The sequence below is a fragment of the Mycolicibacterium aromaticivorans JS19b1 = JCM 16368 genome (assembly GCF_000559085.1).
GTDB lineage: Bacteria > Actinomycetota > Actinomycetes > Mycobacteriales > Mycobacteriaceae > Mycobacterium > Mycobacterium aromaticivorans.
The window spans coordinates 349,699-375,221 of sequence record NZ_JALN02000002.1 but is presented as its reverse complement, the minus strand read 5'-3'; the positions used below and the strand labels follow the sequence as shown (position 1 = coordinate 375,221).

The following is a 25,523-nucleotide window of genomic DNA, read 5'->3' as shown; positions in this document are numbered from 1 at the left end:
ACCTCCGCGTAAATGGTCCCGAGCAGCAAGCTCTTCGACAGACTGAGGTCCTGCGGTGAGCTGGGGTTGCGAGATGGCTAATGAGATGGCGGACCACAGAGTCCTGCGATTAGGTCGCCGGGTAACCCCGCACTGGCTCGTGAGGGGCCGCAACCGCAAAGAGCAAGGAGGACGATGACGACCCTGTTCTGTGGCATCGACTGGGGCGAAGCTCGCCACGATGTCGCGATCATCGACGAAACAGGCAAGGTGCTGGCACGCGACAAAATCACCGCCGACGCTGCCGGTTTCACCCAGTTGTTGACGACGGTCCAAACCTAGGCCAAAAGCGACGGGGTGGGTTCTAGTCAACGTCGCAACACCAACCGACTCTCGGAGGTTAGCGGCGTCGCGAATAGGTCAGCCGGACAACGGTCTTGCAGCACTATTCGAGGCCGGTTGTTGAGCTCCTCCTCGACTGCCTTGAGGTGCTGCGGCGAATGGGTGGCCAGGGTGACTCCCTTCGGGAAATAGTCCCGAAGCAGCCCGTTGGTGTTCTCATTGGTGCCGCGTTGCTACGGTGATCGGGAGTCACAGAAGTAGATGGGCGCGCGGAGCTTGTCGGCGGTGGCGAGGTGACGCGCCATCTCGGTGCCCTGGTCCCAGGTGATCGACCGCTTCAGCGCGGGTGGCAGATCTTGCATGCGAGCACCAGGGCGGCATGCAGCGAGTCGGAGTCAGCGCGGGGCAGATGGACCAGTCGCAGCGTTCGGGTCTGACGCTCAACCAACGTGCCGATCGCCGAGAGGCGGTTGTCACCGATGATGAGGTCACCCTCCGTAAGACTGAAGCCGACCCGGGAGGGCCGGGTGTGGCTGAGGTCGCCTTGCGTTTCGGACGCTCACTGGGAATGTTCGCCCGGCCCTCCTTGGGCGCCCTGACTGCTAATTGAGATGTGCGCTTGGTCGCTGGTTACGGATGGGTCAGTGGGGTGTCCTCGGGGTCGATACATCGACAGACTGAAACTCGACCGACGGGAATATCAGGTGGACGAAGCACAAACAGCGTGGGCGGGAATCGACGTAGGAAAGACCCACCACTGGGTCTGTGTGCTCGACGCCGAAGGCAAGAAGTTGTTGTCGATGAAAGTCGCCAACGACCAAACCGCTATCACCGCGACGATCGCGACGGTCGGTGCGCTTGCCGATCACATCGCGTGGGCTATCGACATCATCGGCGCACCGTCAGCGATGCTTTTGGCTATATTGATTCAGTCCGGGCAATCAGTGCGTTATGCCTCTGGAAGGGTCGTGGCGGCGATGAGTGCCGCCTATAGCGGTGAGGGCAAGACGGACGCGAAGGACGCGTACGTGATTGCCGAGACCGCCCGGATAAGGCGGGACCTGACCGTCATCGACCCCGGCACGGACTTGGTCCGCAACCTTGGCCTGTTGATCGGGCATCGTGCCGACCTGATCGCTGACCGGGTCCGGATGATCAACCGACTTCGTGATGTTATGACGAGCGTATTCCCCTCTCTGGAAAGAGAATTCGACTACTCATCCTGCAAGGGCGCCCTCGTCCTGCTCACCGGCTACGCCAGCCCAGAGCGGCTTCACCGTATCGGTGAAACGCGGTTGGCCGGGTGGCTGCAACGGCGACGGGTGCGCAACTACGCCACGGTCGCAGCACGAGCCATCGGCGCGGCACGGGCGCAGTCCATCACGCTTCCCAGCCAGGAGATCGCTGCTGGAATCATTGCCGAGCTCGCCACCAACACCCTGGCCCTCGACCAGCGCCTCACTGAGCTGGATGCCCAAATCGCTGCAACGCTCAACGAGCACCCCCAGGCCGAGATCATCCAATCCATGCCAGGATTCGGTCCCATCCTGGGTGCCGCATTGCTCGTCGCTGCCGGTGACCTGGCGGCGTTTCCCAGTGCAGGCCACCTCGCCGCCGCGGCCGGGCTCGTCCCCGTTCCCAACGACTCCGGCCGGCGAACGGGCAACCTGCACAAGCCTCGCCGCTACAGCCGTCCGTTGCGGCACGTGTTCTACCTGTCAGCCCAAACCAGCATGATGCGCGCCGGACCCAACCGCGACTACTACCTCAAGAAACGCGCCCACGGACGAACCCACACCCAAGCCGTCATCGCCCTGGCTCGCCGCCGTATCGACGTCCTGTGGGCTCTACTCCGCGACGAACGCACCTACACCGCGATGCCGCCGACACTCGCTCAGGCGGCTTGACAACACCATTGAGATTCCCAGTGCCCTGGCTCTGATCGATCGACTGGCGGGAACGGGCGGTCGTGGATGGAGAGCATCGGCTGTTGAAAGCGGCCTCGTCGGCGCTGCTGTCGCTGGTGCGCGCGGCCGTGATCTCAACCAGTGCGCAGCGGTGAGCGGCGGTGCGGCGCCAACCGTGATGGTCGTAGGAAACGCGAATTCGCTTGGTAGACAACCGCATAGATGCTCTCATGGCATAACCACATCGACCGGTCCTCGGGGAAGCGCAGACGCAGGTGCCGACTAATCTGCTGTGGGCTCCACCGCCGACCGAGCAGCTCGGCGACCACGCGGCCCAGCTGAACGTTGACATCGACACGGCGTCGATGGTGACGGCCTCGACGCGCAGCCGCGTGCCGATGAGCATCGAAGGGCCTGTACCCGCGACCGGCCGGCGCGTTGCGCCGCAGTTCCCGGGAGATGGTCGACGGCGCTCGGCCGAGTCGGCCGGCGATCGCACGCATGCTCAGCCCGCAACGACGGAGATCGGCGATCTCGATGCGCTCGTCCTGAGACAAGAATCGCGGGCTGATCTCGCGTACCTCGAGCCGATCCAACGGCGGGACGAACTTGACTTCGACACCGTTGCGGAAGACCTTGTAGCCGCGGGTCCAGTTCGTCGCCGCAGACCGGGACACACCGACTTCACGGGCCGCAGCCCGCACGCTCCACCCCCTGGCGCGCAATTCCATGAACCGCTGACGCTTGGCCGACAGCGGACGACGCCCCGGCCCCTTCTTCACCCGACGCGACGATGCCAACACAACCTCCAGAATGTAGAGAAGTGTTGCGACCGCCCCTAGAAACCACCCCGTCGCGACTGGCCGGGTTTTCAACCGTCGTCAACACCAGTTTCTTGGCATGTTGACTGAGGCCGGAGACACCGAAGACAACCAGATTCCTGTCGCCATCGAAACCGACCGCGGCCTGCTGATAGCCGCCCTGCGCAGCACCGGCAGGGCGATCTATCCGCTCAATCCGTTGGCCGCGTCGCGATACCGGGCACGCCACCAGGTGTCGGGCGCGAAGGTTGACGCCACCGATGCGGTGCTGTTGGCCAATATTCTGCGTACCGACATGGCCGCCCACCGGGCCCTGCCCGCCGATACCGAACTGGCCCAAGCCATCCGGGTGTTGGCCCGCGCTCAACAGGACGCGGTATGGGCACGTCAGAGGCTGGGCAACCAGATCCGGTCTCTGCTCACAGACTTCTATCCGGCCGCTCTGGACGGCTTCGCCGGCCTGGCCAGAGGTGGTCTGGCCCGCCCCGAAGCACGCACCATCCTCGCCGCCGCACCCACACCGGCCAAGGCTGCCCGGCTCAGCCGCGGCAGGCTGCGGACGCTGCTGATCAAAGCCGGGCGCCAGCGCGGCATCGACGACGAAACCGACCGTCTGCTCGTGGTGTTTCGTGGCGAGTATCTGCGCCAGCTGCCAGCAGTGGAAAACGCAACGGGCATTCAGTTGGCGGCGCTGCTAGTTCAATTCGACGCCGCCTGCCGCGCGGCCGAGGAACTGGAAACTGCGGCCCGCGAGAATTTTGAACAACACCCGGACGCCACAGTGATCAGCAGCTTCCCTGGCATGGGGACGCTGCTCGGCGCCCGGGTGCTCGCCGAAATCGGGGACGACCGAACACGGTTCACCGATGCCCGCGGCCTCAAAGCCTTCGCCGGATCCGCACCGGTCACCCGACCCAGCGGCAAAAAGACCGCAATCACCTACCAACGCATTAAGAACAACCGCCTGCCCGCCGTCGGATCGATCTGGGCGCTCTCGGCGCTGAAAGCCTCGCCCGGAGCAAAACGGCACTACCAAGCCCGCCAAGAACGCGGAGACTGGAACCGTCAAGCCCAGCGACACCTGTTCAACAAATTCCTCGGACAACTCCACCACTGCCTGCACACCGGAGCCAGCTACGACGAAACACACGCATTCCCAACCCCTCTCGGGCTAGCAGCTTGACTTCTTAGCGCCATGAGATGTCTCTCTGTGTCAAGACTCTGGTGTCGGGGTCGGTTGTGGGATGGCGCTGGTAGGACCGAGACGGGACTTGTCTGAAGCGTCAGTGTGCAGGATTTGAGCTCGCCGCGTTGGATGTTGGAGTTTGATTCCATCGGTGGGTAGCCGCTTGGCCAGTGGGGCGCCCAGGCTGGCTGCGCCTTCAATGGCCCAGCCAGGGTCTTGTCGGAGCCAGTCGGTCGACGGCGAGGTAGGCGAACTGAATCTGCGTTACAGGTATGAGCCGCAACAGCATTCACCGGGTGTTGATGTGACGCCCATCCCGGGGGACAGCCACCGTTCGCGCCGAACCATCGTGTTGCGGTACCCAACCTGCGTATATCAGTCCGACACCACCCGTCGTTGATCAACGACCGCCGCGGCACCGAAAGCCGGCCCCGGTAACCAAAACCGGGGCGGCTTTCACCTGCCTATTGACAAACGATGCCTACATATCAGCTGTAGGAAGCCGCCGTCTGGCCACCGGACCCGCCGCGATCACTCGGGTCGACCGTAGACCGCGACCACGACGGTGCGGTCGGCGTCGTGGTTCGTCGACCACACCCCGATCGCGGTGAACGAGCAATCGGCGGCGGCCGTCAAGTCGGCTGAATCGAAATACCACTGCTTGAGTAATTCGAGGCCACTGAATGCGAGAGTTGAATCTATCCAAACGGTTTCGGCCACACTTCCTCTAAAGCCCGCGGATTGGGCCCTTTGCCGAGGAGTGGAACCGTCCGTGCCCACGTCGCCGTCGAGGGACCGGTTGTTGGCCACGTCGACGGCATGCCACCGAGCGGCACGCTGCAGCAGTGGGTCCAGGCTGGGTGGTCCGCCGGTGCAGCCGAATCGCTGATGAAGCATCGCCGCATGCGTGATAACCCCGTCGGCGAGCCGCTTGTTGTCCGTATAGGCGTCAGGGCCAAGGGTCGCGATGAGAGAGCCGACGGTCACGATGAGCAGCAAGAAGGCCAATGGCAAACAGAGGGTACCGAGCGGCCAACCCTGTTGTGGCAAATCGCCAACGCGATGTGCGGCAGTCGTTCGTTGCGTGCGGGACGTCACGTTGCCGGGCACGGTGGTCTCATCGATTGCGCTGGCTCAGGGCGATGCGAGCGAGAAATGGATACTCTTGAGCACGGTGAATTCCTCCATTCCTTCGATGCCGCGTGTTCGTCCGAGTCCGGAGTTCTTCACGCCGCCGCTGGGTAACTCGGGTGTGTTCTTACTGTAGCCGTTGATCCAGACGGTGCCAGCCGCAATCTTGCGGCCGACACGCATGGCCGTGTCCAGCGATGTCGTCCATACAGCGGTGGCCAAACCGTATGCCGTTGCATTGGCGAGCGCAACGGCTTCTGATTCTTCGTCATAAGATTCTACCGACAACACGGGGCCGAAGATGTCGTCCTGTATGACGGCTGACGTGGGCGCTAGGCCCGTCACGATAGCCGGCGTCACAAAGTGACCAGGCAAGCCCCCAGGCTGGATACGCGTGCCGCCACAGACGATTTTGCCCTCATCACGTGCGATCTCGAGATAGCTGCCAACCTTGGCGAGCTGGTTTGCAGAGATCAGCGGCCCGACCTGCGTACCATGCTCGCGGGGATCGCCGACGATGAGCTTGCCCGCTTCGGCCTCCAGATATTTGACTGCTCGTTCGAAACACGACGAGTGCACCAAGATCCGTGTACAAGCCATGCACATTTGTCCGGCCGTGATCACCGAAGCGGCTAACGAGGCGGACAGTGCCGCCGGAATGTCGGCATCAGGTAGAACGATCGAAGTTCCCTTGCCACCCAGCTCGAGAAGCGTGCGCTTGAGCCCGTCGGCGGCGAGCCGGGCGATCGTGCGGCCTACCGCGGTTGAGCCGGTGAATGCGACGGTGCGAACTTGCGGATGTTGGACTAAGTTTTCGCCGACTTCGCGATCACCCACCACCACTGATACTGCCTCTTGAGGGATGCCTGAAGTGTGGCCGATTTCGATCAACCGCAAAGTGACGGGGCTCGTCTGCGGAGCTGGTTTTACAACGGCGGTGGCGCCGGCAGCTAGCGCAGGGGCGAGATCACGGATCAGTAGCGCTGCCGGCCAGTTGTACGGAACGATTAGCGCCGCGACACCTGCGGGCTCGCGGACCACGTGCGCTTCGCTACCGTCGGACAATGTTCCGGCCCGACCTCCGACATAGCGTGCCATTCCGGAGTAGTACTCGAGCGTCGAGGCACAGGAGGCAACTTCTCGCTGCGCTTCCCTGGCGGTCTTGCCGGTCTGCGCCACCAGCGCATCGGCGAGTTCGGCGGCGTGGTTTTTGACCTCGTCGGACCACGACCGCAGCGCTCGCGAGCGGGTCAACGAATCGGAGGCCCAGGACGTCTCCAAGAAAGCCGCGGCGGTTCTAGCCGCTGAGTCGATGTCGGCAGGCGTGCTGAAGCGCACCTCGGCGAGGAGGTCTAGGGTGGTTGGATCGATCACCTGGTGACCGGTCATGTGAAGATTCCTCCGCCGTCGACGATCACGACCTGACCGGAGATGAATCCGCTCGCGTCGCTGCACAAGAATCGCACGACGGCCGCGACGTCGCGTGGATACAGAGTCCGCTTGATCGCCCGGCGGCCGATCGCTTGCTCGACGTACGCGCGGTCGTTCAGTGCGTTGGTCGCTTCGTCATCGACCAGACCCAGCGCTACCGCGTTGACCGTGATTCCGTGCGTTCCGAGCTCACGCGCCGCGGCGCGGGTCAATCCCTCGACGGCGGCCTTGGAGGCGATGTAGTGGGGAAACCCGGGATTTCCACTGCGCGCAGTCGTCGACGAAATATTGACGATGTGGCCACCACGCTCTTTCATCACAGGGAACACTGCCTTGATAGCTTGCCAAGTGCCGCGTACGTTGACGCGCAGGACGTCGTCCCATTCCGTGGTCGTCAGCTCGTCTAATGACTTCTTTGATCCAAGCGCCTTATACGACGCGGCGCAATTGACCAAGGCATCGATGGCGCCGAAACGTTTCACGGTGTCCTCGACGAGTGTCAACAGGTCCGTGTCTTTCGTGATATCGACGCGATGATAGGCGGCGTCCGGCACCGCATGCTGCGGCTCGGCGAGGTCGGCGATAACCGCGTTGGCGCCGGCGCTCACCAGGTCGGCCGCGATCTCGGCACCGATACCGCTGCTTCCGCCGGTGATCACGATGGTTCGCCCTGCCACACTGTGAGGATCGGTATGCGAGTCCTCATCGCGTGACGGGCCGATGTCGGTGGTCTTCACCGGAGCGTGATCGATCTTGATGTACCCCACATAGCTACTGCTCTGCAGCGACCAACTGATCCATCAACCGGCGCGCCTGCAGGGCGCCGGCGTCGACCTTGAAATTGAGTTCGATCGGATGGTCCGGTTCGTAGTTGGAGATGATCTCTTCAATGGCCTCGGATGCTTCGACGTCCTGCTTAAACACCATCTCCATGCCGTGCTGCATGAGCGCGTTGATCTCGGGGTCGTCTATCTTATAATTGCGTGCGTGGCACCAGAAGTAGTGGGTGGTGTTACCGCGGGCCGGTGTCACACAGTGGATCGCTTTCTGCTCGCACTTGCGTGACTCGTCTAGATCCCCCGCTGGTTTGGCCGACACGTGGGTGATGTGGAATGCGGGAGGGAAGAATTCGGCGACCTGGCCTCGGTCGATCACTCCGCTCAGGCCCATGGTCTTGGTGAAAAAAGGCGGACAGTCAATGCTGTACATGGGACGGCTGACACGGACGACGCCATCGTCAAAGTCGGTGGTGATGGGTGTCTTGGCGATCTTCGCGGTGCCAATCGATCCGGCATGGAGAAATTCCAGATGGGAGAGATCCAAGAGGTTTTCGTTGAGCAACTGAGCACGTGCCTTCATCGGCAAAGTCCCCCGTACTGTGGCCCAGCCAGGGTCGGTCAACCAATGATGGCCGGGAATTCTTGCCGGGTCTGCAAGTTCAGGCTTGCCCATCCAGATCCACACCAGTCCCCATTTCTCGAAGAGCGGAAACCGATGCACGCGGCATGCGCGGGGGACATTCGGCTGCGACGGGATCCGTTCCGCCTGTCCATCTGTCCGGTAGACGGTGCCGTGATAGCCGCATTCGATTGTGTCGTCGTCACCCAGTCGGCCCTTGGACAGGGGCATTTGCCGGTGAATACACCGATCCGCGAGGGCTACCGGGGCGTTCTCGGACGTTCGGTACAGACAGACCGGCTCATCGAGCAGCCACCGCGATAGTAGCTGGCGACCCACGTCCTCACTGTGGGCGGCCACGTACCATTGATTGCGGGGATATTTTTTGGGATACATCGGACTCCTTCGCGGGTGCGCACCGGATCAGTGCGGACGACCGATCGGTTCAGATTCGTGCAGGCGCAAGGCCGCGACGGGACAGCTTCGTACTGACTCGTCGAGGCGTCCGCGCTCGGAGTCCCCAACCTGACCGCGCAGCACCATTACGCGGCCGTCCTCGTCGAGGTCGAAGACGTCTGGAGCTGCCACGATGCAGTTGGCATAGCCCTGGCAGAGCTCGCGATCCACTTCGATATTGATCACTTGACCATCGCCTATCCATTTCCGGTGACGCGACATCGGTGCGCCGCATCAACGTATCCTGTGGCAGAAAATGTTCTGTCGGCGTTCATCTGTGTGCTGGCGATCGTGGGCACGCTCGCCGGATTACCCGCCGGTCGAGCACTGATCCACTGGCCGCATCGGGATAATGGTATTACAGTTAAGGTCCGATAGCTAGGCAGGAGAGTTCCGCGGATGCTCAGATCTGAAGTCAACACGTTGCTGACGCAGACCGGACCCCGTACTCCGATGGGCGAGCTGTTTCGGCAGTATTGGATTCCAGCGCTGCTTGCTGAGGAGCTGCCTGAAGACGACTGTCCGCCCGTGCGGGTCAAGCTCCTGTCGGAACGTCTAATCGCCTTCCGTGACAGCCAAGGTCGCTACGGACTGATTGACGAGTTCTGCGCGCACCGGGGGGTGTCGCTGTGGTTCGGCCGCAATGAGCAGTCCGGTCTGCGGTGCGCCTATCATGGCTGGAAGTACGACGTCACCGGCGCTTGCCTCGAAATCCCGTCGGAGCCGGCCGGCGGTACCTTTCACCGCAGGGTCAAGCTCACCTCCTATCCCATGGTCAAGGTCGGGGATGTGTTGTGGACGCATATGGGCGATTCGACCCGCCGGCCCGCCTTGCCGGAATTCGAATTCGCGCTGGTCGCACCAGATCAGACATTTATCTCGAAGCGCTGGCAGGAATGTAACTGGCTGCAGGCGCTCGAGGGTGGTATCGATTCCAGCCACGTTTCGTGGCTGCACTCAGGTGGCCTCATGTCTGATCCGCTGTTCAAGGGGTCCAAAGGCAACGACTACAACCTAAATGACCGCAAACCGTTTTTTGAAGTCGCCGACGCGGACGGAGGTCTGTTCATCGGCGCGCGGCGCAACGCTGAGAACGGGGAGTTCTACTGGCGCATCACCCCCTGGATCATGCCGAGTTTCACAATGGTTCCCCCACGCGGAGGCCATCCGATGCACGGTCATTTCTGGATTCCGATCGACGACCACAATTGCTGGACCTACTCCTTCGATTATCATCCGGTCCGGGCGCTTACCGCCTCTGAGCTTCAAGCCATGCGCGAGGGTCACGGCGTACACAGCGCCAACATTCCTGGAATGTACCGTCCACTAGCCAACAGGGACAACGACTACTTGATGGACCGCACTGCGCAACGGAGGGGTGAAACGTTCTCCGGCGTGAAGGGTATAGCCATGCAAGATGCGTCTCTTCAGGAAAGCATGGGTCCCATAGTGGATCGCACGAAGGAACAGCTCGTTACCACGGATGCAGGCATCATCAAGACACGCCACAAGTTGCGCAACGCCGCCATCGCGCTTCGCGATCACGGTACGGTGCCACCGGGTATCGAGCCAGCCCATCAGCGAGTACGGTCGGCAGCCGTCGTTGTGCCGTGCGAGAGTTCGTTCTTCGATTCCTGTCACGAGGCGTTGCGGGCCGCGCCCGGGATGCCGCCGGCCTCGGTGTAGTGATGGGGCCGATACTGCTCACCAGTTGCGCCGGGGCGGCGAGGGCCGAGGAGACCCGGTTTCGTATCGATGCAACGGTTCCCGTTCGTGACGGCATCAGAGTGATTGCTCTCGACGCGGCAGCCGCAGACGTCATCCACCGACTCACGCTGCGGCATCACAGTGCAATCCGATTGCTATCAGTCCCCGAGTTCGACCGCGATGTCGAGGAGGACCTGCCGCTGCAAGCGATGGACGGGACGTGCTCGAACCTTGCCGCCGCGCTCGCCGAGGCTGACCTGGTGATGGTGGCGACCACCGCGGTCAATCCCCGCACCGCCGAGACGATCGCGCGCGCCTGCTCTTCTCGGGGCGTCATGACTGTCGGTGTCATCCTCCAGCGCGGATGCCCGGATGGTCCGGCGTTAAGAGCCCTGCGGCCGCATGCGCAGGTGTTGATCATCACCAATGACCACAGTGACATCGCCGAAGTGTTGTCTGCGCTACGCGCATGAGGGGTGAGGAGTTCAAGGCCGGCCGGGTCACCGTGCCCAAGTTGCAAGCAATGAAGCGTGAGGGCCGCAAAATAATCGGCATTGTGGTCTGGGATTACCAGATGGCACGCATCGTCGACCGGGTTGGGGTGGACCTCGTATCCGTGGGCGACACCGTCGGCACGAATCTATGGGGTGACCCTAACCCGTTGGCTGTAACGATGGACCAGATGGTCACCGTTTGTCGGGCCGTCCGCCGCGGCGTCGACCGGGCCTTGGTGAGTTGCGACTTTCCGTTCGGCCCGCTCCAGCAAGGGCCAGGCGCCGCTGTGCAAGCCGCTATTCGGCTGGTCAAGGAGGCCGGTGTCGACATGGTCAAGCTCGATGGGGCATCGGACCATCTAGAGGCCGTCTCGGCGGTGACCCGAGCAGGCATTCCGGTGTTTGCGCAATTCGGCATCACCCCGCAAACGGCGCTGCGCGACGGTATCCCGTACCGCGTCACGCCGAGCCCAGATACCCAGATTCCCGCTGAACTCGTCGAAGAACTCATCGCAGCGGCACGTAACTTGGAAGCCGCCGGCGCGGCGATGTTGAATTTCACAAACGCTGGCCCTGTGGTGGGTGCTGCGGTCGCCGCCGCAGTGAGCATTCCCGTGGTGGGCGGCATGGGCGGCGGTCCCTGGCTGGACGGTCGCATGCGCCTCGCGACCGCTGCGATCGGCTACAACGCAGAACAGATAGACAACCCGAGCAATACCTATGCCAACGTCGCGCAGATCTGTTACGACGCTGTCGCCGCATACGCTGACGACGTGCGGGCCGGGCGACAAATCAAGGGCGGGCTGCGGACCTGACGTCACTGGACACCACGGAGGTCACATGCCGAGCACAGTCATCGACGGCATTGTCACGCAGTACGAGACCATCGGTTCAGGGCCGCCGCTGCTGATGTTCGCCCCGGGCGGCTTCAACGCGACCATCGACAATTGGCGTGGGCTGGGGATCTACCGACGCACGGCGATGCTTGATCACCTCAAGTCGCACTACACCTGCATTGTTTTCGATCGCCGCGAATCCGGGCGCTCTGGCGGCCGATTGGAGCGTGTCGGCTGGACGCACTATGCCAAGCAAGGCGTGGGACTGCTCGACCATCTAGGGGTCGAATCCGCCGCCGTGATCGGCGGCTGCGTGGGCTGCTCCGTCGCGCTCACTTTCGCGGTTTCACATCGCGAACGGGTCACGCGCCTGGTGCTGTACTCGCCTGCCGGTGGTGTCAAATACCGTTTGACACAGCGTGATCGGCTTGCCCGTCACGCGGCATTCGCCGCTGACAACGGTCTGTCGGCGGTGGTCGGCGTAGCGAAGGGCACCGAGAACGCTTTCGGCCAGGACCCTCGAGTAGGCCCGTGGGCAAGTGTGATCCGCCACGACGATGCCTTCGCAGAAGCGTTCGCACGCCACGACCGCGACCGCTATCGGTGGCTTATCACAGGCATGGCCCGGGTGATGTTTGACCGCGACACCGCCCCCGGCCCCGACCCCGAAGACCTCTTAGGGCTGGAAATCCCCGCATTGGTCGTCCCGGGCCAGGACAACTCACACGCGACGTCTGCTGCACGGTATTTACAGGAATGCCTGCCGCGGGCCGAGTACTGGGATATCCCGGTCGCGGAACAGACTCAGACGACCGTCCAGCGGCGGCTTGTTGACTTCCTCGCGCAAATTTAACTTAGGCGAAAAGGGTCTCGATCAGCGGCGGCTCGGCCAGGATGTGCTGGTTCACGGCGTGTCGAATGAGCTCATCGATCATCGCGCGATTGGGGCCGATCCCGTACGGTAGCGGGTCAGCGCCGGTGATCTCGATGACCCGGCGATAGCGGAGGTCGTTCGCGTCGGGCCGCGCGATGGTACCGTCCCGTAGTTTCGCGACGTATCTGTTCTTCGCCTCGGCGAAGACATCAAACAGGATAGGCGCGACATTGTCGTAGTTCTGCAAGACGTCGTCCCTGACTACGATGAGGTGGTTGATCGGATAGTGGCCGCGCTTCCGTAGTGCCTCGAAACCTGCGTCGCCGGCTTCGGGAATTAAGTGCACGACGTCAGGGTGGTCGACCTCGACTCCGATGACACCGGCCAGATCTCCTTTCGCGACCATGTCGGACAAGTTGCGTCCGGGTGAGACCCTAACGACGTTGCTGGGTAACCGATATTCGGCGACGTGTTCGTCGTCGGAGATGACCCATGTGACGGCGTCGAGATTTACGCCGTATTCAGACTCCAGGATTCCTCGCGCCCATACGCCCGTGGTCACGGTGTATCCCCGGTTGACGCCGACGAGCCGACCCTCGAGATCTTTTGGGTGTCGAATCCCCGCGTTAACGTTCACCTTGATTGATCGATGGTGGAAGTCGCGCATCAAGAACACCGGCAGCGCGGTGAACGGCTTACCGTGCGCCTTCGCCAAAAGATAGGTCGTGAAAGAAATTTCGCATACGTCATAGGCAAGCTCGCGGACCATGCGACGAAACGCCCGCGTGAGGACAGGCTCATGTTGCAAGTCCAGCGCGAATCCAACTGGAGCCACCGCGCGGGCCACGATCGCCTCCACGTTGCCCTGCGGGCGCACCACGGTCCTCATCTGGATCGTTGCCATGTGGTGCCATTCCTTTGCCGGCCTGAATTTGGGAGTCGGCTGACAATAAAACTATAATACCATTAGTCGGTCTGTCGTGGTGTTGGCTTGGTAAGGGGCAAGGATGGTCGAGCAGGTCTTGGCGGCGGTTCGAACCGCCGCCAACACAACTGAATTGCGCGAATTCCCGATGCCCGACATCCCCGATGACGGCGCGTTGATGAAAGTCGATGTTGCCGGGATCTGCGGCACCGACGTGAAGATGTACGCCAAGCCGGTGATATCGGGGCCGGTGATCATGGGTCACGAGAACGTCGGCGTGATCGCCAAGGCGGGCCGCGAGTTCACCAAGCTGCGCGGGGTACGCGAGGGTGATCGCGTCTTCCTGGAGCACTACGTGCCCTGCTATCAATGCGAGTGGTGTCACCGCGGCCAGTACCGCCACTGCGAGGCCACGGACTGGCGAACCAACCGCGACGCCCGGCGCTACGGCTACACCTCCGCCGAGAATCCCTTCCACCTATGGGGAGGATTCGCACAGTATGTCTATCTGCCCTGGAATGCGGTGCTGCATAAGGTGCCCGACGAGGTATCTAACGAGCTTGCGGGAATCGTGACGCCGCTCTCTAACGGCATCGAGTGGACGCTGTTCGACGCACGAGTCGGATACGGGTCCACCGTACTCATCCAAGGTCCTGGGCAACAAGGGCTGTCGCAGACAGTCACCGCAAAACAGGCCGGCGCCTCGTTGATCATCGTCACCGGAACCGCCGGCGATGCCGCACGACTCGAACTTGCGAAGACCCTCGGCGCCGACTGCGTGATCAACGTGTCGAACGAGGACCCGGTGGAACGGATCAGCGAAATCACCGGCGGCGAGGGGGTCGACGTGGTGTTGGACTGTACGGCCGGAGCGGGCGTCGCACCGGTGCTAGTTGGCATCGACGTGCTCAAGCGTCGCGGCGGCGCGATGGTCCTTCAAGGAGAACTGGCGACATTTCCTGATTTCCCGCTCAAGAAGCTGACCGAGAAGGCGATTACCATCAAGAGCGCCCGCGGCCATAGCTTCCAAGCCTGCGAACTCGCGTTGGAGCAGCTAGCTTCGCACCGGTTCCCGCTGGAACGGCTGACCACGCACACATTCGGCCTCGATCACGTCGACCGTGCAATCAACTGCGTTGGCGGTAAGGCTGATCCGGACGTCATACATGTGTCGTTGATGCCATGGAAGTGAACCGGGCTGGAATTGTCGTTCGCATGATCAACCGGCCCCCAGCCGAGGTCGTCGATGCTCTTGGCGAGCATGGTGTTGCCACCATTCACGAGGCGCAACAGGGGACGGGATTGCTGTCGTCAGAGTTGTGGCCGATTTACCGGGGCGCTCACATTTCAGGCACCGCCGTCACGGTCAGCGTACCCCCCGCCGACAACTGGATGATTCATGTTGCGGTGGAACTATGTCAATCCGGCGACGTGCTGGTGGTGGCTCCGACCTCGCCGTCCGACGCGGGCTACTTCGGCGATCTGTTGGCCGCGTCAGCGCAGGCCCGCGGCATCCGTGGTCTGATCATCGAGGCGGGTTGCCGAGATGTCGCCGACTTGACTGCGATGGCTTTTCCGGTGTGGTCGAAGCACATCTGCGCCAAAGGCACGGTCAAGCAACAGTTGGGGAACATCAATCTTCCGATGGTGTGCGCCGGACAGCTGGTCCACCCTGGCGATGTGATCATCGCCGATGACGACGGCGTCGTCGTAGTCCCCCGCACGGCGGTCATCGAAGTGCTGAACGCAACGCAACAACGCACTGCCCGCGAGGCTGCCTTGCGAGATAGGTATCGGCGCGGAGAACTCAGCATTGACGTGCACGAGATGCGCGGGAGACTCGCCGATGCCGGCCTCACCTACGTCGACAGTCTGGACACGCTGTCATGATCATCGACTGCCACGGCCACTACACCACGACGCCGCACGCCCACCAACAGTTTCGTGACGCACAGCTGGGCGGATGTAACCCTAGGTCGGCTCGGATCAGCGACGATGAGATCCGCGACAGCCTCGAGGCCAATCAACTCGAGCTGATGCGCCAACGCGGAGTGGACATGGTGCTGTTCTCCCCCAAAGCCTCAGGCATGGAGCATCATGTTGACGATCCCGGACTAGCGTCCACGTGGGCGAGGGCCTGCAACGACTTGGTGCACCGAGCCGTCGAACTGTTCCCCAACAATTTCGCCGCGGTCTGTCAGCTCCCGCAGACACCGGACGGCAACCTGAAGGCTTGCATCGAAGAGCTCCGGCGGTGCGTGTCAGAACTTGGCTTCGTTGGCTGCAACCTCAACCCCGACCCGTCGGGCGGGCTGTGGTCCGGCAAACCGATGACAGATGAGTCGTGGTATCCGCTCTACGAGACCCTTGCTGAGCTCAACGTGCCGGCCATGATCCATGTTTCGACCTCGTGCAATCCCAATGTCTCCACGCTCGGCGCACACTATTTGCACGGCGATACTACTGTCTTCATGCAGTTGATAGAAGGGGACCTCTTCAGTCACTTTCCCGCCCTTCGACTCGTAATCCCGCATGGCGGCGGCGCCGTGCCTTACCACTGGGGTCGCTACCACGGTCTGGCGGAAAGGTTCAACCGAGGTGACATAACAAGTCACGTCATGACCAACGTGTTTTTCGACAGCTGCGTTTACCATCGACCGGGTGTCGATCTGTTGTTGCGCGTGATTGGCGCCGACAACGTCATTTTTGGTTCGGAGATGATGGGTGCGGTGCGGGGATGCAATCCCCAGACAGGTGCTGCGTGGGACGACACCAAACGTTACATCGACGAACTCCACCTACTTCCTGAGCACGCACGCAGAGTGTTCGAAATCAACGCCCGACGCGTTTACCCACGCCTCGACGACCGTTTGACCGCTGCGGGACACGTGCTTTGACCATCATCAGCGCGGGCACGGGTAGCGATGGGGTCACCCGCTGCTTCACCCCCCGCGCAGTGGTCGTCACCGTCAACACCGATCATTTCGCCGCCCATGGTGATCTATCGGGCTTCGGTGACCTGCTGAAACGGTTCGCCGCCACGAGCCAGACGTTTCCCAACTCGCCGGATGGGCCGCTGTGACGGCAACCACGAAGGGCTCTTATGTCACAGAGGAATTGTCAATACCTGTGGATCGGCGTGTTTCAGGCGACCTCCGTTCCGGCTTGCTGATCGCCGTCTGAGGGCGGTGTCGGTGGGGTGATTTCGGTGGGGCGTTCGAGCAGTTTGCCCTTGTGGAAGACCGCGCCGGCGCGGACCAGGGCGACCAGGTGTGGTGCGTTGACGGCACGCCAGCGGGCCGCGGCGGCGTCGATGAGCTTGTAGGCCATGGCCAGACCAGCCGCACGTGATCCCGGCCCCTTGGTGACCTTGGTTCTCAAACGTACTGTGGCAAAGGTGCTTTCGATCGGATTTGTCGTGCGTAGGTGGATCCAGTGCTCGGCGGGATAGTGGTAGAACTCCAGTAGGGTGTCCAGATCGTCGGTGATCTTGGCGACCGCCTTGGGGTACTTGGCCCCGAAGTCGACCGTGAAGGCCTTGACCGCGAACTGGGCCTTGTCGATATCCTCGGCGTTGTAGATCTCCTTGAGCGCCGACAACGCCGACGCGTGCGCTGATTTCGGCAGGGCGGCAAGCACATTGGCTTGCTTATGAAACCAGCACCGCTGTTCTTTGGTGGCCGGGAACACCTCGCGTACCGCTTTCCAGAAGCCGAGTGCGCCATCGCCGACGGCGAGCACGGGTGCGGTCATGCCGCGTCGTTTACAGTCGCGCAGCAGATCAGCCCACGACTCGGTCGATTCCCGGTAGCCGTCGGTGATCGCCACGAGCTCTTTGCGGCCGTCCGCGCGCACGCCGAGCATCACCAGCAGACACAGCTTTTCCTGGTCCAGGCGGACCTTGAGGTGGATGCCGTCGACCCACAGGTAGACGTAGTCGGTGCCCGACAGGTCCCGGGCGGCAAACGCGCGGGCCTCGTCCTGCCACTGGCTGGTCAGCCGGGTGATCGTGGTGGCCGAGAGCCCGGCACCCGAGCCCAGGAACTGCTCCAGAGCGGGGGTGAAGTCGCTGGTGGACAGCCCGTGCAGGTACAGCAGCGGCAGCACTTCGCTCATCTGCGGTGACTTGCGTGCCCAGGCCGGCAGGATCGCCGAGGAGAACCGTTTCCGTTCACCGGTGTCGGGGTCGACGCGTTTGTCGTTGACTCGCGGTGCTTTCACCTCAACTGCCCCGGCTGCCGTCAGCACCTCGCGGGCCTGGTGATAGCCGTTGCGGACCACCAGCCGATGCCCCTTCTCATCGAGCTGATCGGCGAACTGGGCCACGTAGGCGGCGACCTCAGCCTTCAACGCGGCGGCCAGCATCTGACGGGCGCCGTCGCGGACGATCTCGTCCAACAACGACCGACCAGCACCGCCAGTGCTTTCGTTGGCCTCGATGGCATCGTGAACTACGGTGAGCATGGGCGTACCTTCCCGAACCAGCGCGCCAACGCCGGCTCATGATCGGACCTTCGGATATTCAGATCATCCTCGGGAAGGTGCGCCCACTTTCACGCCCCCTCACCGAGGCTCATCCACAGGTTCTGATCATTGCTCTATGTCACATCGGCAGTGCCCGAGGCGAATTCGATACGACGAGCGGCCGTGTCGACGCGGGGTCCCCACACGTCCAGCCGTCGTCACGACGTGATCCTGGACGCGACGTTGACGGCGGCCGCCGCAGGTGGCTATGAAGCCGTCCAGATGCGGGTTGTAGCCGAGCAGGTGGGTATTGCTGTGGGCACGTTGTACCGATGTTTCCCGTCGAAGACCCATCTGCTCGTGTCGGCGCTGACCCGTGAGTTCCAACGCCTCGACGCTTCCCGCGATTGGTCGACCGTCGCCTCCACACCCCAGCAGCGGCTGGGAATGCTCACCGCGCACCTGCACTCCGACTGGCAGCGCGACCCCCAGCTGACCGAAGCGATGACTCGCGCGTTCGTCGTCGCCGACACCACTGCCGCCAGCGCGGTCAACCAGGCGGCCAACGTGATCGAACGACTCCTGGCCAGAACCCTCGGTGGCGGCGATCCCACCGACTATGACCGTCAGATTGCCGGCCTGGTCGCCGATGTTTGGCTGGCCAACCTCGTTGGATTCATCCGCAAACGGGTAACGGCCGCGCAGGCCCGGGACCACATCGACCGAGCCGTGCAACTGCTGCTGTCCGGCAACGCTACCGCAAATTGACCCGAACAGCCGTCGCTGCCATCTGCCTGCCCAGCTTAGTGGGAACCTTGTCATCGTCCGACTCCATGTTGCCGACGGCCAGCAGTACCCAGTCCATCCCTTCGCCGGTGATCGCCGCCGAGTACAGCATTGCCGCCAAGGGGCCTTCGGTGTTGGAGTCCCCTATACCGGGGCCGGAGACGGAGTCAGCGCCCGAGATCATCGCTGTGAATGTCCTCGGTGTCGCGAATGTGGGCAAGCACACCGCCAGTGCGGTGAATTTGAACGGGGGCGTCGCGCTGCCACGTACGGTAGGTCTGCTCGGGCAACCCCAGCGTCGGGAACACTCCCAGCGCCAGACCGGCGGACAGACAGACAGGGGGACAGCAAATTACCGCTGGCATAATCTCTCTGTTATCGGCTAAATACAGGTCTGGTACAGACCTATATTTGGGTCTACACTGTTCATCATGAGGATACTCCCGATATCGCAGCTGAAAAGCAAGATCAACGAGTATGTCGACGCCGTATGTGAGACGCGGGATCAGATCACCATCACCAAGAATGGTTTACCGGCCGCGGTACTGATCGGCGTCGATGAATGGGAGTCGATCCAAGAGACGCTGTACTGGCTGTCGCAGCCCGGCATCGCCGAATCCGTCGCAGAGTCTGAATCCGACGTTACCCTCGGCCGCACCTACGGTGAGGACGAGATTCGCGCCGCCTACCAGATTCCGCGGCGATCGCGCTGAAGTGAATCCCGCAGACGGCTACACGACACGATTCACAGCCACCGCGCGCCGCGACCTCGACAAGCTCCCACCGCGGATCCTCGCCGCAGTCATCGAGTTCGCCTTCGGAGACCTGGCCCGCGGACCCCGGCGCGTTGGCAAACCGCTTGGGGGTGAACTGGCCGGCCAATACAGCGCACGACGGGGCCCCTACCGACTCCTCTACCACATCGACGACCCTGTGGCGACCATCTGGGTGCACCGCATCGACCACCGCGCCGATGTCTATCGACGTACCTGACCGCCGCGTTGCGTCACTGTGACGCAATGGGATGTTCATGCTCACCTGAGCGCCCGAACATCTTGATGGTTGGAAGTCCGGGTGAGCAGGCGGCCGCGCGTGCACCAATACCCGTTGCCGCCGTTTACCAGGCGCCATACCGGGAAATCCTAAGCAGTCCGGAGGGCTCGATGCTGACTTCTTGACCTGGTGCCGCCGCACGGCTGGCTTGTGAATCTGGTGTCGGCGGGGCGCTCGGACGCGGGTGAGGCGATGGTGAATATCGAGTGTCTATTCCTGTCGGCGCCGCAGGGTCGCACAGAACCTGCGGTCGATGCCTGGTGTCTGGCCAACTTGGATACGTACCACCGCCCGGTTGGTTTCTATGGAGGCATGCCGGCACCGGGCAGCCCCGCCGACTACCAGCTCTGCCGCCGCCCGCCAGGGAGTGCGTGAGACTAGTGGATGCGGTCATCGGCGTCGACGCTCACAAGCGCAGTCACACTCTGGTAGCGGTAAATCCGCTGGGCCGCAAGCTCGCTCAACTAACCGTCGCGACGACCACCGAGGGTCACAGCGAAGCACTTCGGTGGGCGCGAGCTCGATTCGGCCGCGACCTGGTGTGGGGAGTGGAAGACTGCAGGACGTTGACCGCGCGTCTCGAACGAGACCTGCTAGCCGCAGGACAACAGGTGATCCGGGTCCCCCCTCATTTGATGAGCCGCTCGCGCGCCTCCTCACGCGAGCTAGGCAAGTCCGACCCCATCGACGCTCTCGCGGCGGCGCGGGCGGTGCTACGCGAACCCGACCTTCCGGTGGCCTGCCACGACGCGCACTCGATGGAACTTCGGCTGCTCGTCGACCGCCGCGAGGACCTCGTGCAGCACCGCGTCGCCCTCATCAGCCGCATGCTCGAGCGCATCCACCAGCTCGACCCGGCCTGGGCAGAGCCTCGCAACTGGGAATACAGAAAGCCCCGCGAGGAACTGCGGACTTGGCTGGCCACCCAGCACGGGCTGCTCGCCGAACTCGCCCGCGACGAATTCGATGAAATCGTCGCGCTCATCGACACCGCGCAGGCACTGGAGCGCCGCATCGATGGGCGGGTTCACGAGGCGGCGCCCGCGCTGCTGGGCATCCATGGCTGCGGGAATCTGACGGCCGCCAAGATCGTGGCCGAGGTCGCCGGGATCGACCGATTCAAGAGCGAGGCCGCCTTCGCCCGACACGTTGGGGTGGCGCCCATCCCGCACTGGTCAGGGGAGACCACCCGCCCGCTGCGGCCCATCCGGCACGGCAACCGCCAACTCAACGTTGCGCTGCACCGCATCGCCATGGTCCAGATCACCCACCCCGGCCCGGGACGGGATTATTTCCAGCGGCGGATCGACGAGGGCGACAGCCGCCAACGCGCGCTGCGCTCACTCAAGCGCCGCCTCGCGCGGGTGGTCTATGCACGGATGAAGGCCGACAGCCGCAACGGCGGCCGCAACGGGCGCTTCCCAACCCTGCCGCGGGTGATGATGCTGCCGCTGGCCAACCTCACCTCCGCCACACAGCCGCCCACCGCGGGTGCCTGCGTCGGAAGGCCGCGGGCACTCGACGCCTACCAGGCAGCGCTGGCATGCCGGATGCGCAATTACGGCGAGAAACCGACCTCCATCGCCGCCCAACTCGGCGTCTCCGTCTCCACCATCAAACGAGCCCTGAACCAGGGTAATCGCTGATCAACGTGTGACAGGTACTCCGGGCCCGCGTCCGAAGCGCGCTATTGCTTGCACACTTTCATACACTCAATTGTGGTGTATTTTTTGAGGTATGAGTAAGCGAGTGAGTCTGATTCTCAAGGACGCCGACGAGGCAGCCATCGAGCCCTACCTCAACGAGGGCTCTGTGGCCTTCGAGGTGCTGCGCCAATGGGCAAGCCGACACGGCGAGGCCGACATCAAATCCGAGGCCGCCGCACTACGCGTGCTCCTTCAAGCGGGAGCCGAAGCGCTCCAGGAACACGTCCTCGATGCCGGATACGCGAGTTTGGCCGGCGAGTTCAACAGTGAACCGGCCCACGCCGAGCGGCGCTCGGCACGCGATCGCTATGCGCGACGCACCGAGCGCCACCTATGAGCCGTGCCTTGCGCAGCCAGGCGTACCGAGTCGATCTGGGACACGGCTCGAAACCCTGGGTGATCCTCAGCAACAACTCCCGCAACAGGAACCTGGAGACTGTGCTGGCGGCCAGAATAACGACCACCAGTAAGAACGCACATGTGCCGACAGTCGTGCCGCTCACCGCCGCCGACCCCCTCGTCGGGTTCGTCCTGGTCGACGACATCGTGCAGCTCTATCACGACGAACTGACCGAGTCCCTCGGGACCCTATCCCCGCCCACCATGCAGGAGATCAGCAAAGCTCTGCGCATTGCACTGCCCTGAGAAGTGAAGGGCAAGTAGGGATGTCGTTGACACGCAAACCCCTCGCCCGGCGGCCTCAGGCAGGGGGTCAGTGCCCGGCAAGCCGGAACATGCGTGGGTCGCGACGTTCGCGCCGATGTTGTGGTCCCGTCGCAGCTAGGCGAGATCGTCGCTCTAGTTGCCACTGATGCAGACCCACCCAATTCGATCGTGACCCTTCCACTAGTTGAAGCGCCCGTGGTGAATCCGATGCCGCCAAGCGATGATCCGTAGACCCGTTACCCCATTTCAGTGGGTACAAACTGGGGATTAGCGGTAGGCGCAAAGATCACTCTCCGCCATATGCTTTAACTATAGCTGTTGCATCAGACGCGTCCGATAGCTACGCTCGGCGCCATGATGCTTCAGTTATTACTAAAGCGCCAATGGATGTCGGGCCGTTGGTCGGGTTCTGCAGGGTCAAGGCGGTGCCGTTGCACTTCCGAACACGCGAGGGCGGACCGACGATGACCTCGCACCACAGCGCCGCCGACGAGTCGGCGGCACGCGTCGGCCCTGGTGAGACCGTGGAGGTGCGTCTATTCCACACCGCCGAGCCCACGCCCTGCCGAATCGTTGACTCTCGGCGTTCCCGCAACGGCGAGGAGCTCTGGTTCTCGCAGTTTAAAGACCGGATTCTTGCGGTGAGGGCTTGTCAGGATTGCCCCTTCATCGGCCGCTGCGGGTTCAACGCTGTCGCTGCTCGTGAGGAGTACGGCGTGTGGGGCGGGCTGTCGTTGCCCGGAGACAAGAGCAGCCCCGAGCTTCTTGAGGCGGCCTACCGCTACCTGCTGACTCAGTTCGAGCGCCGACGCAGCGTTGAGCTGCCCAATCTGCCCGCCCCGGCGTTGCCGTCGCCTTCGGTGCGGCGCCGTCGACACAACGCCGACCGAAAACCCAGCGCAGCTTAGATTGGTGCTGGTCGGCGGTGCGGGTCCGAAAGCGCCGGGAAGGGCTGTGGTGTGGTAACACTGGCAAAGGTGCTCGCGGAGAGGAGATCGACGGTGGCGCCCTCTGATGAATCCGACCAGACTCGACCGTGGCCGACCTCGGGGTCCTCGACACCTCCCGGTGGGCCAGCTCGACCAGAGCCGGGAGCCGCGCCGCAGGATAATCAGCGGGTTGATTCTCCACGACCGGCGGCGCCATCGCCGGCCGACGAACGAACCACGGTTGTCTCCCCTATGCCGCGGGGCTCGACCGGCGCCCGCCGGCCCCCGCCACCTCCGCCGCGAACAGCGCCGCCTCAGTATCCCTATGGCGCGGGCCCCGCTGCTCGCGCCGCAGGACCCGTCCGACCTGAGCCGTGGGCGCCCTATCCACCGCCGGGCCGGCCCGACGCAGCCCATGTTCCGGTGCCACCGCCGCAGTCGAGTGGATTCGCCGACTTCGGTGTCTCCTCACCGCGGCGGCGCAGCAAAGCTCCAGTGATCATCGCTGCTCTGGGCGCACTGGCCGTTGTCGTAGCAGTTGTGTTGGTCACGGGCTTCTGGGTTCCCGGCTTCTTCACGCGCACTGAACTGGATATTACGCAGGCGCAGAACAACATTCAGACGTTGTTGAGCGATGATGTCAGCGGCTACGGCCCGGGCCACGTGCGAGATGCGGTGTGCAATCAGGGACGTAATCCGGTCGTCAAGAAGGGCGCGACCTTCGTGTGCAACGTCAGCATCGACGGGGTGAAACGAGAGATCACCGCAACATTCCAAGACGACAATGGCGCCTACCAGATTTCCCTGCCCCAATAGCGAGAAGAGCCCGATGCACGTCGACACTCGCCTCGCCGACCAGCGCCCCCAACATTGCTGGGGCCAAGTTCCTGCAGATTCGTCGCAGGGGGCGACATCGTGCTGAGTCCGGGTTCGTTGTTCGCCGGTTATCGGGTGGAGGGTTTGCTGGGTGTTGGTGGGATGGGTGAGGTGTACCGGGTGGCCCACCCTCGGCTACCTCGGCGTGAGGCGTTGAAGGTGTTGCCGGCGGATGTCTCAGCCGACCAGGAGTACCGGCAGCGCTTCATTCGTGAAGCCGATCTCGCGGCCTCACTATGGCATCCCCATATCGTCGGGGTGCACGACCGCGGCGAATTCGACGCCCAGCTGTGGATCTCGATGGACTACGTCGAAGGCACCGACCTCGGCGCCCAACTACGCCAACGCTATCCCGCCGGCATGCCCGCTACCGACGTCGCCACAATAATCACCGCCGTCGCCGAAGCCCTCGACTACGCCCACACCCGCGGCCTCATGCACCGCGACGTCAAACCCGCCAACATCATGATCACCACCCCCACCGACGGATCCTCACCACGAGTGTTGTTGACCGACTTCGGCATCGCCCGCAACCTCAACGACATCAGCGGTCTGACCATGACCAACATGACCGTGGGAACCGTCGCCTACTCCGCCCCCGAACAACTCCGCGGCGACGACATCGACGGCCGCGCCGACCAATACGCCTTGGCGGCCACCGCCTATCACCTGCTGACCGGCACCAAACTCTTCGAGCACTCCAACCCCGTCGCCGTCATCAGCGCCCACCTGAGCAGCCCTCCCCCACTGCCCGGACAAACCCGCCCCGACCTGGCCGCCTTGGACCCCACTTTCGCCCGCGCACTCTCCAAAAACCCCGAACAACGCTTCCCCCTCTGCGCCGACTTCGCCGCCGCACTGTCCACCCACATCACCAACACCACCACCGACCACACCACCGCAGCCCCAACCCACCACACCCCCACCACCCAACACTGGCCCACCCCCCCACCCACGTCTGATGTCGGTGATCAGCATTGGCAGCCTGCATCGGCTCTGGTGGGATACTCGCCCGCCGCGCGGCCTCATCCACCGGTCGCCCGCCAGCAGGTCCCGGCTACGCACGGGCAGCGGCCTCTATGGCGTCGCTTTCGAGGCCGCACGATCGCCCTGTCTGCAGCCGGCCTGGCGGTCGTGACCACCGCGACACTCATCGGCGTCATGACAGCATCCGGAGGGGACGGCGATACGGCAGCTCCAGCTTCAACGGCCGAATCGGCTCGCTCGGCTGCCGAGCATTATCTCAAGGCTCTCGCCGCCGGTGATGCGAAGACGGCCCTGTCGTTGAGCGCGTCCCCGCCTCCCGACACCGGAATGCTCACCGACGAGGTCTTACGGGCGCAACTTGCGGTCACCCCGATCACCGATGTCAGCGTCACCGCGGCGCCGCCGGGACCCGGTGATGATCCGCAGCAGGTTCAGTTCGTGGTGCTCAAGGCCCGCTTCGGTGATCAACCGAGCCAAACCCGTATCGCGATGCGCCGCAACGGCGATGAATGGAAGTTGCAGACCACCGCGGTCACGCTGTCGCTGTCCTCGGACTCGTCGAACACCGC

The 25,523-nt window shown here is 63.1% G+C and carries 27 protein-coding genes and 4 pseudogenes; 21 read left to right on the top strand and 10 right to left on the bottom strand.

What is annotated here, in order from left to right:
* Positions 1 to 183 precede the first annotated feature (183 nt).
* A pseudogene (locus Y900_RS31335) lies at positions 184 to 306 on the top strand (IS110 family transposase); the annotation flags it as partial.
* A gap of 248 nt (positions 307 to 554) precedes the next feature.
* On the opposite strand, the gene Y900_RS33830 reads toward Y900_RS31335, so the two are convergent.
* The gene (locus tag Y900_RS33830) at positions 555 to 683 is read right to left on the bottom strand and encodes a hypothetical protein (RefSeq protein ID WP_420329847.1); all 129 of its coding nucleotides are present in this window, start codon (positions 681 to 683) and stop codon (positions 555 to 557) included.
* Between the two features lie 342 nt (positions 684 to 1,025).
* On the opposite strand from Y900_RS33830, the gene Y900_RS28055 reads away from it, so the two are divergent.
* Positions 1,026 to 2,228, top strand: coding sequence for an IS110 family RNA-guided transposase (locus Y900_RS28055; RefSeq protein ID WP_036348662.1), 1,203 nt, complete (start codon positions 1,026 to 1,028; stop codon positions 2,226 to 2,228).
* Positions 2,229 to 2,362: 134 nt separating this feature from the next.
* On the opposite strand, the gene Y900_RS28050 is transcribed toward Y900_RS28055, so the two are convergent.
* Positions 2,363 to 3,010, bottom strand: a complete 648-nt coding sequence (locus tag Y900_RS28050; protein WP_420329846.1) for a helix-turn-helix domain-containing protein — start codon at positions 3,008 to 3,010, stop codon at positions 2,363 to 2,365.
* Between the two features lie 52 nt (positions 3,011 to 3,062).
* Here Y900_RS28050 and Y900_RS28045 point away from each other — a divergent pair.
* Positions 3,063 to 4,232, top strand: a pseudogene (locus Y900_RS28045) (IS110 family transposase); the annotation flags it as partial.
* Positions 4,233 to 4,766: 534 nt separating this feature from the next.
* Here the strand turns inward: Y900_RS28045 and Y900_RS28040 are convergent.
* The 5 genes from Y900_RS28040 to Y900_RS28020 all read right to left on the bottom strand — a co-directional run bounded on the left by Y900_RS28040 (position 4,767) and on the right by Y900_RS28020 (position 8,837).
* Positions 4,767 to 5,234: a CAP domain-containing protein gene (locus Y900_RS28040; protein WP_237752762.1), complete on the bottom strand. Its 468-nt coding sequence runs from the start codon at positions 5,232 to 5,234 to the stop codon at positions 4,767 to 4,769.
* A gap of 135 nt (positions 5,235 to 5,369) precedes the next feature.
* Complete coding sequence (locus Y900_RS28035; RefSeq protein WP_051660534.1) at positions 5,370 to 6,755, bottom strand: aldehyde dehydrogenase family protein; 1,386 nt, start codon at positions 6,753 to 6,755, stop codon at positions 5,370 to 5,372.
* Positions 6,752 to 7,534 (bottom strand): SDR family NAD(P)-dependent oxidoreductase, encoded by a 783-nt coding sequence (locus tag Y900_RS28030; RefSeq protein ID WP_051660562.1) that lies wholly within the window; start codon positions 7,532 to 7,534, stop codon positions 6,752 to 6,754. The genes Y900_RS28035 and Y900_RS28030 overlap by 4 nt, the downstream gene beginning before the upstream one ends.
* Positions 7,535 to 7,568: 34 nt before the next feature.
* A complete protein-coding gene (locus tag Y900_RS28025) occupies positions 7,569 to 8,591 on the bottom strand; it encodes a Rieske 2Fe-2S domain-containing protein (RefSeq protein WP_036348658.1) in 1,023 nt (340 codons plus the stop codon).
* 27 nt (positions 8,592 to 8,618) lie between these two features.
* Positions 8,619 to 8,837, bottom strand: a complete 219-nt coding sequence (locus Y900_RS28020) for a ferredoxin (protein ID WP_036348656.1) — start codon at positions 8,835 to 8,837, stop codon at positions 8,619 to 8,621.
* 267 nt (positions 8,838 to 9,104) lie between these two features.
* On the opposite strand from Y900_RS28020, the gene Y900_RS28015 reads away from it, so the two are divergent.
* From Y900_RS28015 to Y900_RS28000, 4 genes are read left to right on the top strand one after another with little or no spacing between them, the layout of a single operon-like run.
* Positions 9,105 to 10,337, top strand: coding sequence for a Rieske 2Fe-2S domain-containing protein (locus tag Y900_RS28015; protein ID WP_237752761.1), 1,233 nt, complete (start codon positions 9,105 to 9,107; stop codon positions 10,335 to 10,337).
* Between the two features lie 2 nt (positions 10,338 to 10,339).
* Positions 10,340 to 10,831, top strand: coding sequence for a 3-methyl-2-oxobutanoate hydroxymethyltransferase (locus tag Y900_RS28010; RefSeq protein WP_131536347.1), 492 nt, complete (start codon positions 10,340 to 10,342; stop codon positions 10,829 to 10,831).
* On the top strand, positions 10,828 to 11,667 hold the full coding sequence (locus tag Y900_RS28005; protein ID WP_036348650.1) for a 3-methyl-2-oxobutanoate hydroxymethyltransferase: 840 nt from the start codon (positions 10,828 to 10,830) through the stop codon (positions 11,665 to 11,667). The genes Y900_RS28010 and Y900_RS28005 overlap by 4 nt, the downstream gene beginning before the upstream one ends.
* A gap of 25 nt (positions 11,668 to 11,692) precedes the next feature.
* Entirely contained in the window at positions 11,693 to 12,541 is an 849-nt protein-coding gene (locus tag Y900_RS28000; protein ID WP_036348647.1) for an alpha/beta fold hydrolase, read from the top strand.
* A gap of 1 nt (position 12,542) precedes the next feature.
* Here Y900_RS28000 and Y900_RS27995 read toward each other — a convergent pair whose 3' ends face one another.
* Positions 12,543 to 13,466 carry a substrate-binding domain-containing protein gene (locus Y900_RS27995; RefSeq protein WP_036348646.1) on the bottom strand — a complete coding sequence of 308 codons (924 nt, stop codon included), beginning with the start codon at positions 13,464 to 13,466 and terminating at the stop codon, positions 12,543 to 12,545.
* 103 nt (positions 13,467 to 13,569) lie between these two features.
* On the opposite strand from Y900_RS27995, the gene Y900_RS27990 reads away from it, so the two are divergent.
* From Y900_RS27990 to Y900_RS27975, 4 genes are read left to right on the top strand one after another with little or no spacing between them, the layout of a single operon-like run.
* Positions 13,570 to 14,679 carry a zinc-dependent alcohol dehydrogenase gene (locus Y900_RS27990; RefSeq protein WP_036348643.1) on the top strand — a complete coding sequence of 370 codons (1,110 nt, stop codon included), beginning with the start codon at positions 13,570 to 13,572 and terminating at the stop codon, positions 14,677 to 14,679.
* Entirely contained in the window at positions 14,670 to 15,377 is a 708-nt protein-coding gene (locus tag Y900_RS27985) for a 4-carboxy-4-hydroxy-2-oxoadipate aldolase/oxaloacetate decarboxylase (protein WP_036348639.1), read from the top strand. The genes Y900_RS27990 and Y900_RS27985 overlap by 10 nt, the downstream gene beginning before the upstream one ends.
* Entirely contained in the window at positions 15,374 to 16,384 is a 1,011-nt protein-coding gene (locus Y900_RS27980; RefSeq protein ID WP_036348636.1) for an amidohydrolase family protein, read from the top strand. The genes Y900_RS27985 and Y900_RS27980 overlap by 4 nt, the downstream gene beginning before the upstream one ends.
* Positions 16,381 to 16,569: a hypothetical protein gene (locus Y900_RS27975; RefSeq protein WP_051660530.1), complete on the top strand. Its 189-nt coding sequence runs from the start codon at positions 16,381 to 16,383 to the stop codon at positions 16,567 to 16,569. The genes Y900_RS27980 and Y900_RS27975 overlap by 4 nt, the downstream gene beginning before the upstream one ends.
* 62 nt (positions 16,570 to 16,631) lie before the next feature.
* Here the strand turns inward: Y900_RS27975 and Y900_RS27970 are convergent, their stop codons facing one another.
* Positions 16,632 to 17,951 carry an IS256 family transposase gene (locus Y900_RS27970; RefSeq protein ID WP_013472279.1) on the bottom strand — a complete coding sequence of 440 codons (1,320 nt, stop codon included), beginning with the start codon at positions 17,949 to 17,951 and terminating at the stop codon, positions 16,632 to 16,634.
* A 183-nt stretch (positions 17,952 to 18,134) separates the two neighbouring features.
* Here Y900_RS27970 and Y900_RS27965 point away from each other — a divergent pair, with 183 nt between their 5' ends.
* Positions 18,135 to 18,719, top strand: a complete 585-nt coding sequence (locus tag Y900_RS27965; protein ID WP_237752759.1) for a TetR/AcrR family transcriptional regulator — start codon at positions 18,135 to 18,137, stop codon at positions 18,717 to 18,719.
* Here the strand turns inward: Y900_RS27965 and Y900_RS32245 are convergent.
* Positions 18,706 to 18,921 carry a hypothetical protein gene (locus Y900_RS32245; RefSeq protein ID WP_131536345.1) on the bottom strand — a complete coding sequence of 72 codons (216 nt, stop codon included), beginning with the start codon at positions 18,919 to 18,921 and terminating at the stop codon, positions 18,706 to 18,708. The genes Y900_RS27965 and Y900_RS32245 overlap by 14 nt on opposite strands.
* A 247-nt stretch (positions 18,922 to 19,168) precedes the next feature.
* Here Y900_RS32245 and Y900_RS27960 point away from each other — a divergent pair, with 247 nt between their 5' ends.
* The 9 genes and pseudogenes from Y900_RS27960 to Y900_RS33825 form a co-directional block, all read left to right on the top strand.
* Positions 19,169 to 19,450, top strand: a complete 282-nt coding sequence (locus tag Y900_RS27960) for a type II toxin-antitoxin system Phd/YefM family antitoxin (protein WP_036348181.1) — start codon at positions 19,169 to 19,171, stop codon at positions 19,448 to 19,450.
* Between the two features lies 1 nt (position 19,451).
* Positions 19,452 to 19,730: a type II toxin-antitoxin system RelE family toxin gene (locus Y900_RS27955; RefSeq protein WP_036348630.1), complete on the top strand. Its 279-nt coding sequence runs from the start codon at positions 19,452 to 19,454 to the stop codon at positions 19,728 to 19,730.
* Positions 19,731 to 20,170: 440 nt separating this feature from the next.
* A pseudogene (locus Y900_RS27950) lies at positions 20,171 to 21,190 on the top strand (IS110 family RNA-guided transposase); the annotation flags it as partial.
* The gene (locus tag Y900_RS33915; protein ID WP_475035652.1) at positions 21,170 to 21,436 is read left to right on the top strand and encodes a helix-turn-helix domain-containing protein; all 267 of its coding nucleotides are present in this window, start codon (positions 21,170 to 21,172) and stop codon (positions 21,434 to 21,436) included. The pseudogene Y900_RS27950 and the gene Y900_RS33915, both read left to right, overlap by 21 nt.
* A 91-nt stretch (positions 21,437 to 21,527) precedes the next feature.
* Entirely contained in the window at positions 21,528 to 21,833 is a 306-nt protein-coding gene (locus Y900_RS27945; RefSeq protein WP_237752758.1) for a hypothetical protein, read from the top strand.
* Positions 21,830 to 22,141, top strand: coding sequence for a type II toxin-antitoxin system PemK/MazF family toxin (locus Y900_RS27940; protein WP_036348622.1), 312 nt, complete (start codon positions 21,830 to 21,832; stop codon positions 22,139 to 22,141). The genes Y900_RS27945 and Y900_RS27940 overlap by 4 nt, the downstream gene beginning before the upstream one ends.
* A 404-nt stretch (positions 22,142 to 22,545) precedes the next feature.
* Positions 22,546 to 23,070: a WhiB family transcriptional regulator gene (locus tag Y900_RS27935; RefSeq protein ID WP_237752757.1), complete on the top strand. Its 525-nt coding sequence runs from the start codon at positions 22,546 to 22,548 to the stop codon at positions 23,068 to 23,070.
* Between the two features lie 516 nt (positions 23,071 to 23,586).
* The gene (locus tag Y900_RS27930; RefSeq protein WP_051660529.1) at positions 23,587 to 23,907 is read left to right on the top strand and encodes a DUF4333 domain-containing protein; all 321 of its coding nucleotides are present in this window, start codon (positions 23,587 to 23,589) and stop codon (positions 23,905 to 23,907) included.
* A gap of 96 nt (positions 23,908 to 24,003) precedes the next feature.
* Positions 24,004 to 24,891 (top strand): annotated as a pseudogene (locus tag Y900_RS33825) (serine/threonine-protein kinase); the annotation flags it as partial.
* Positions 24,892 to 25,523: the final 632 nt, after the last annotated feature.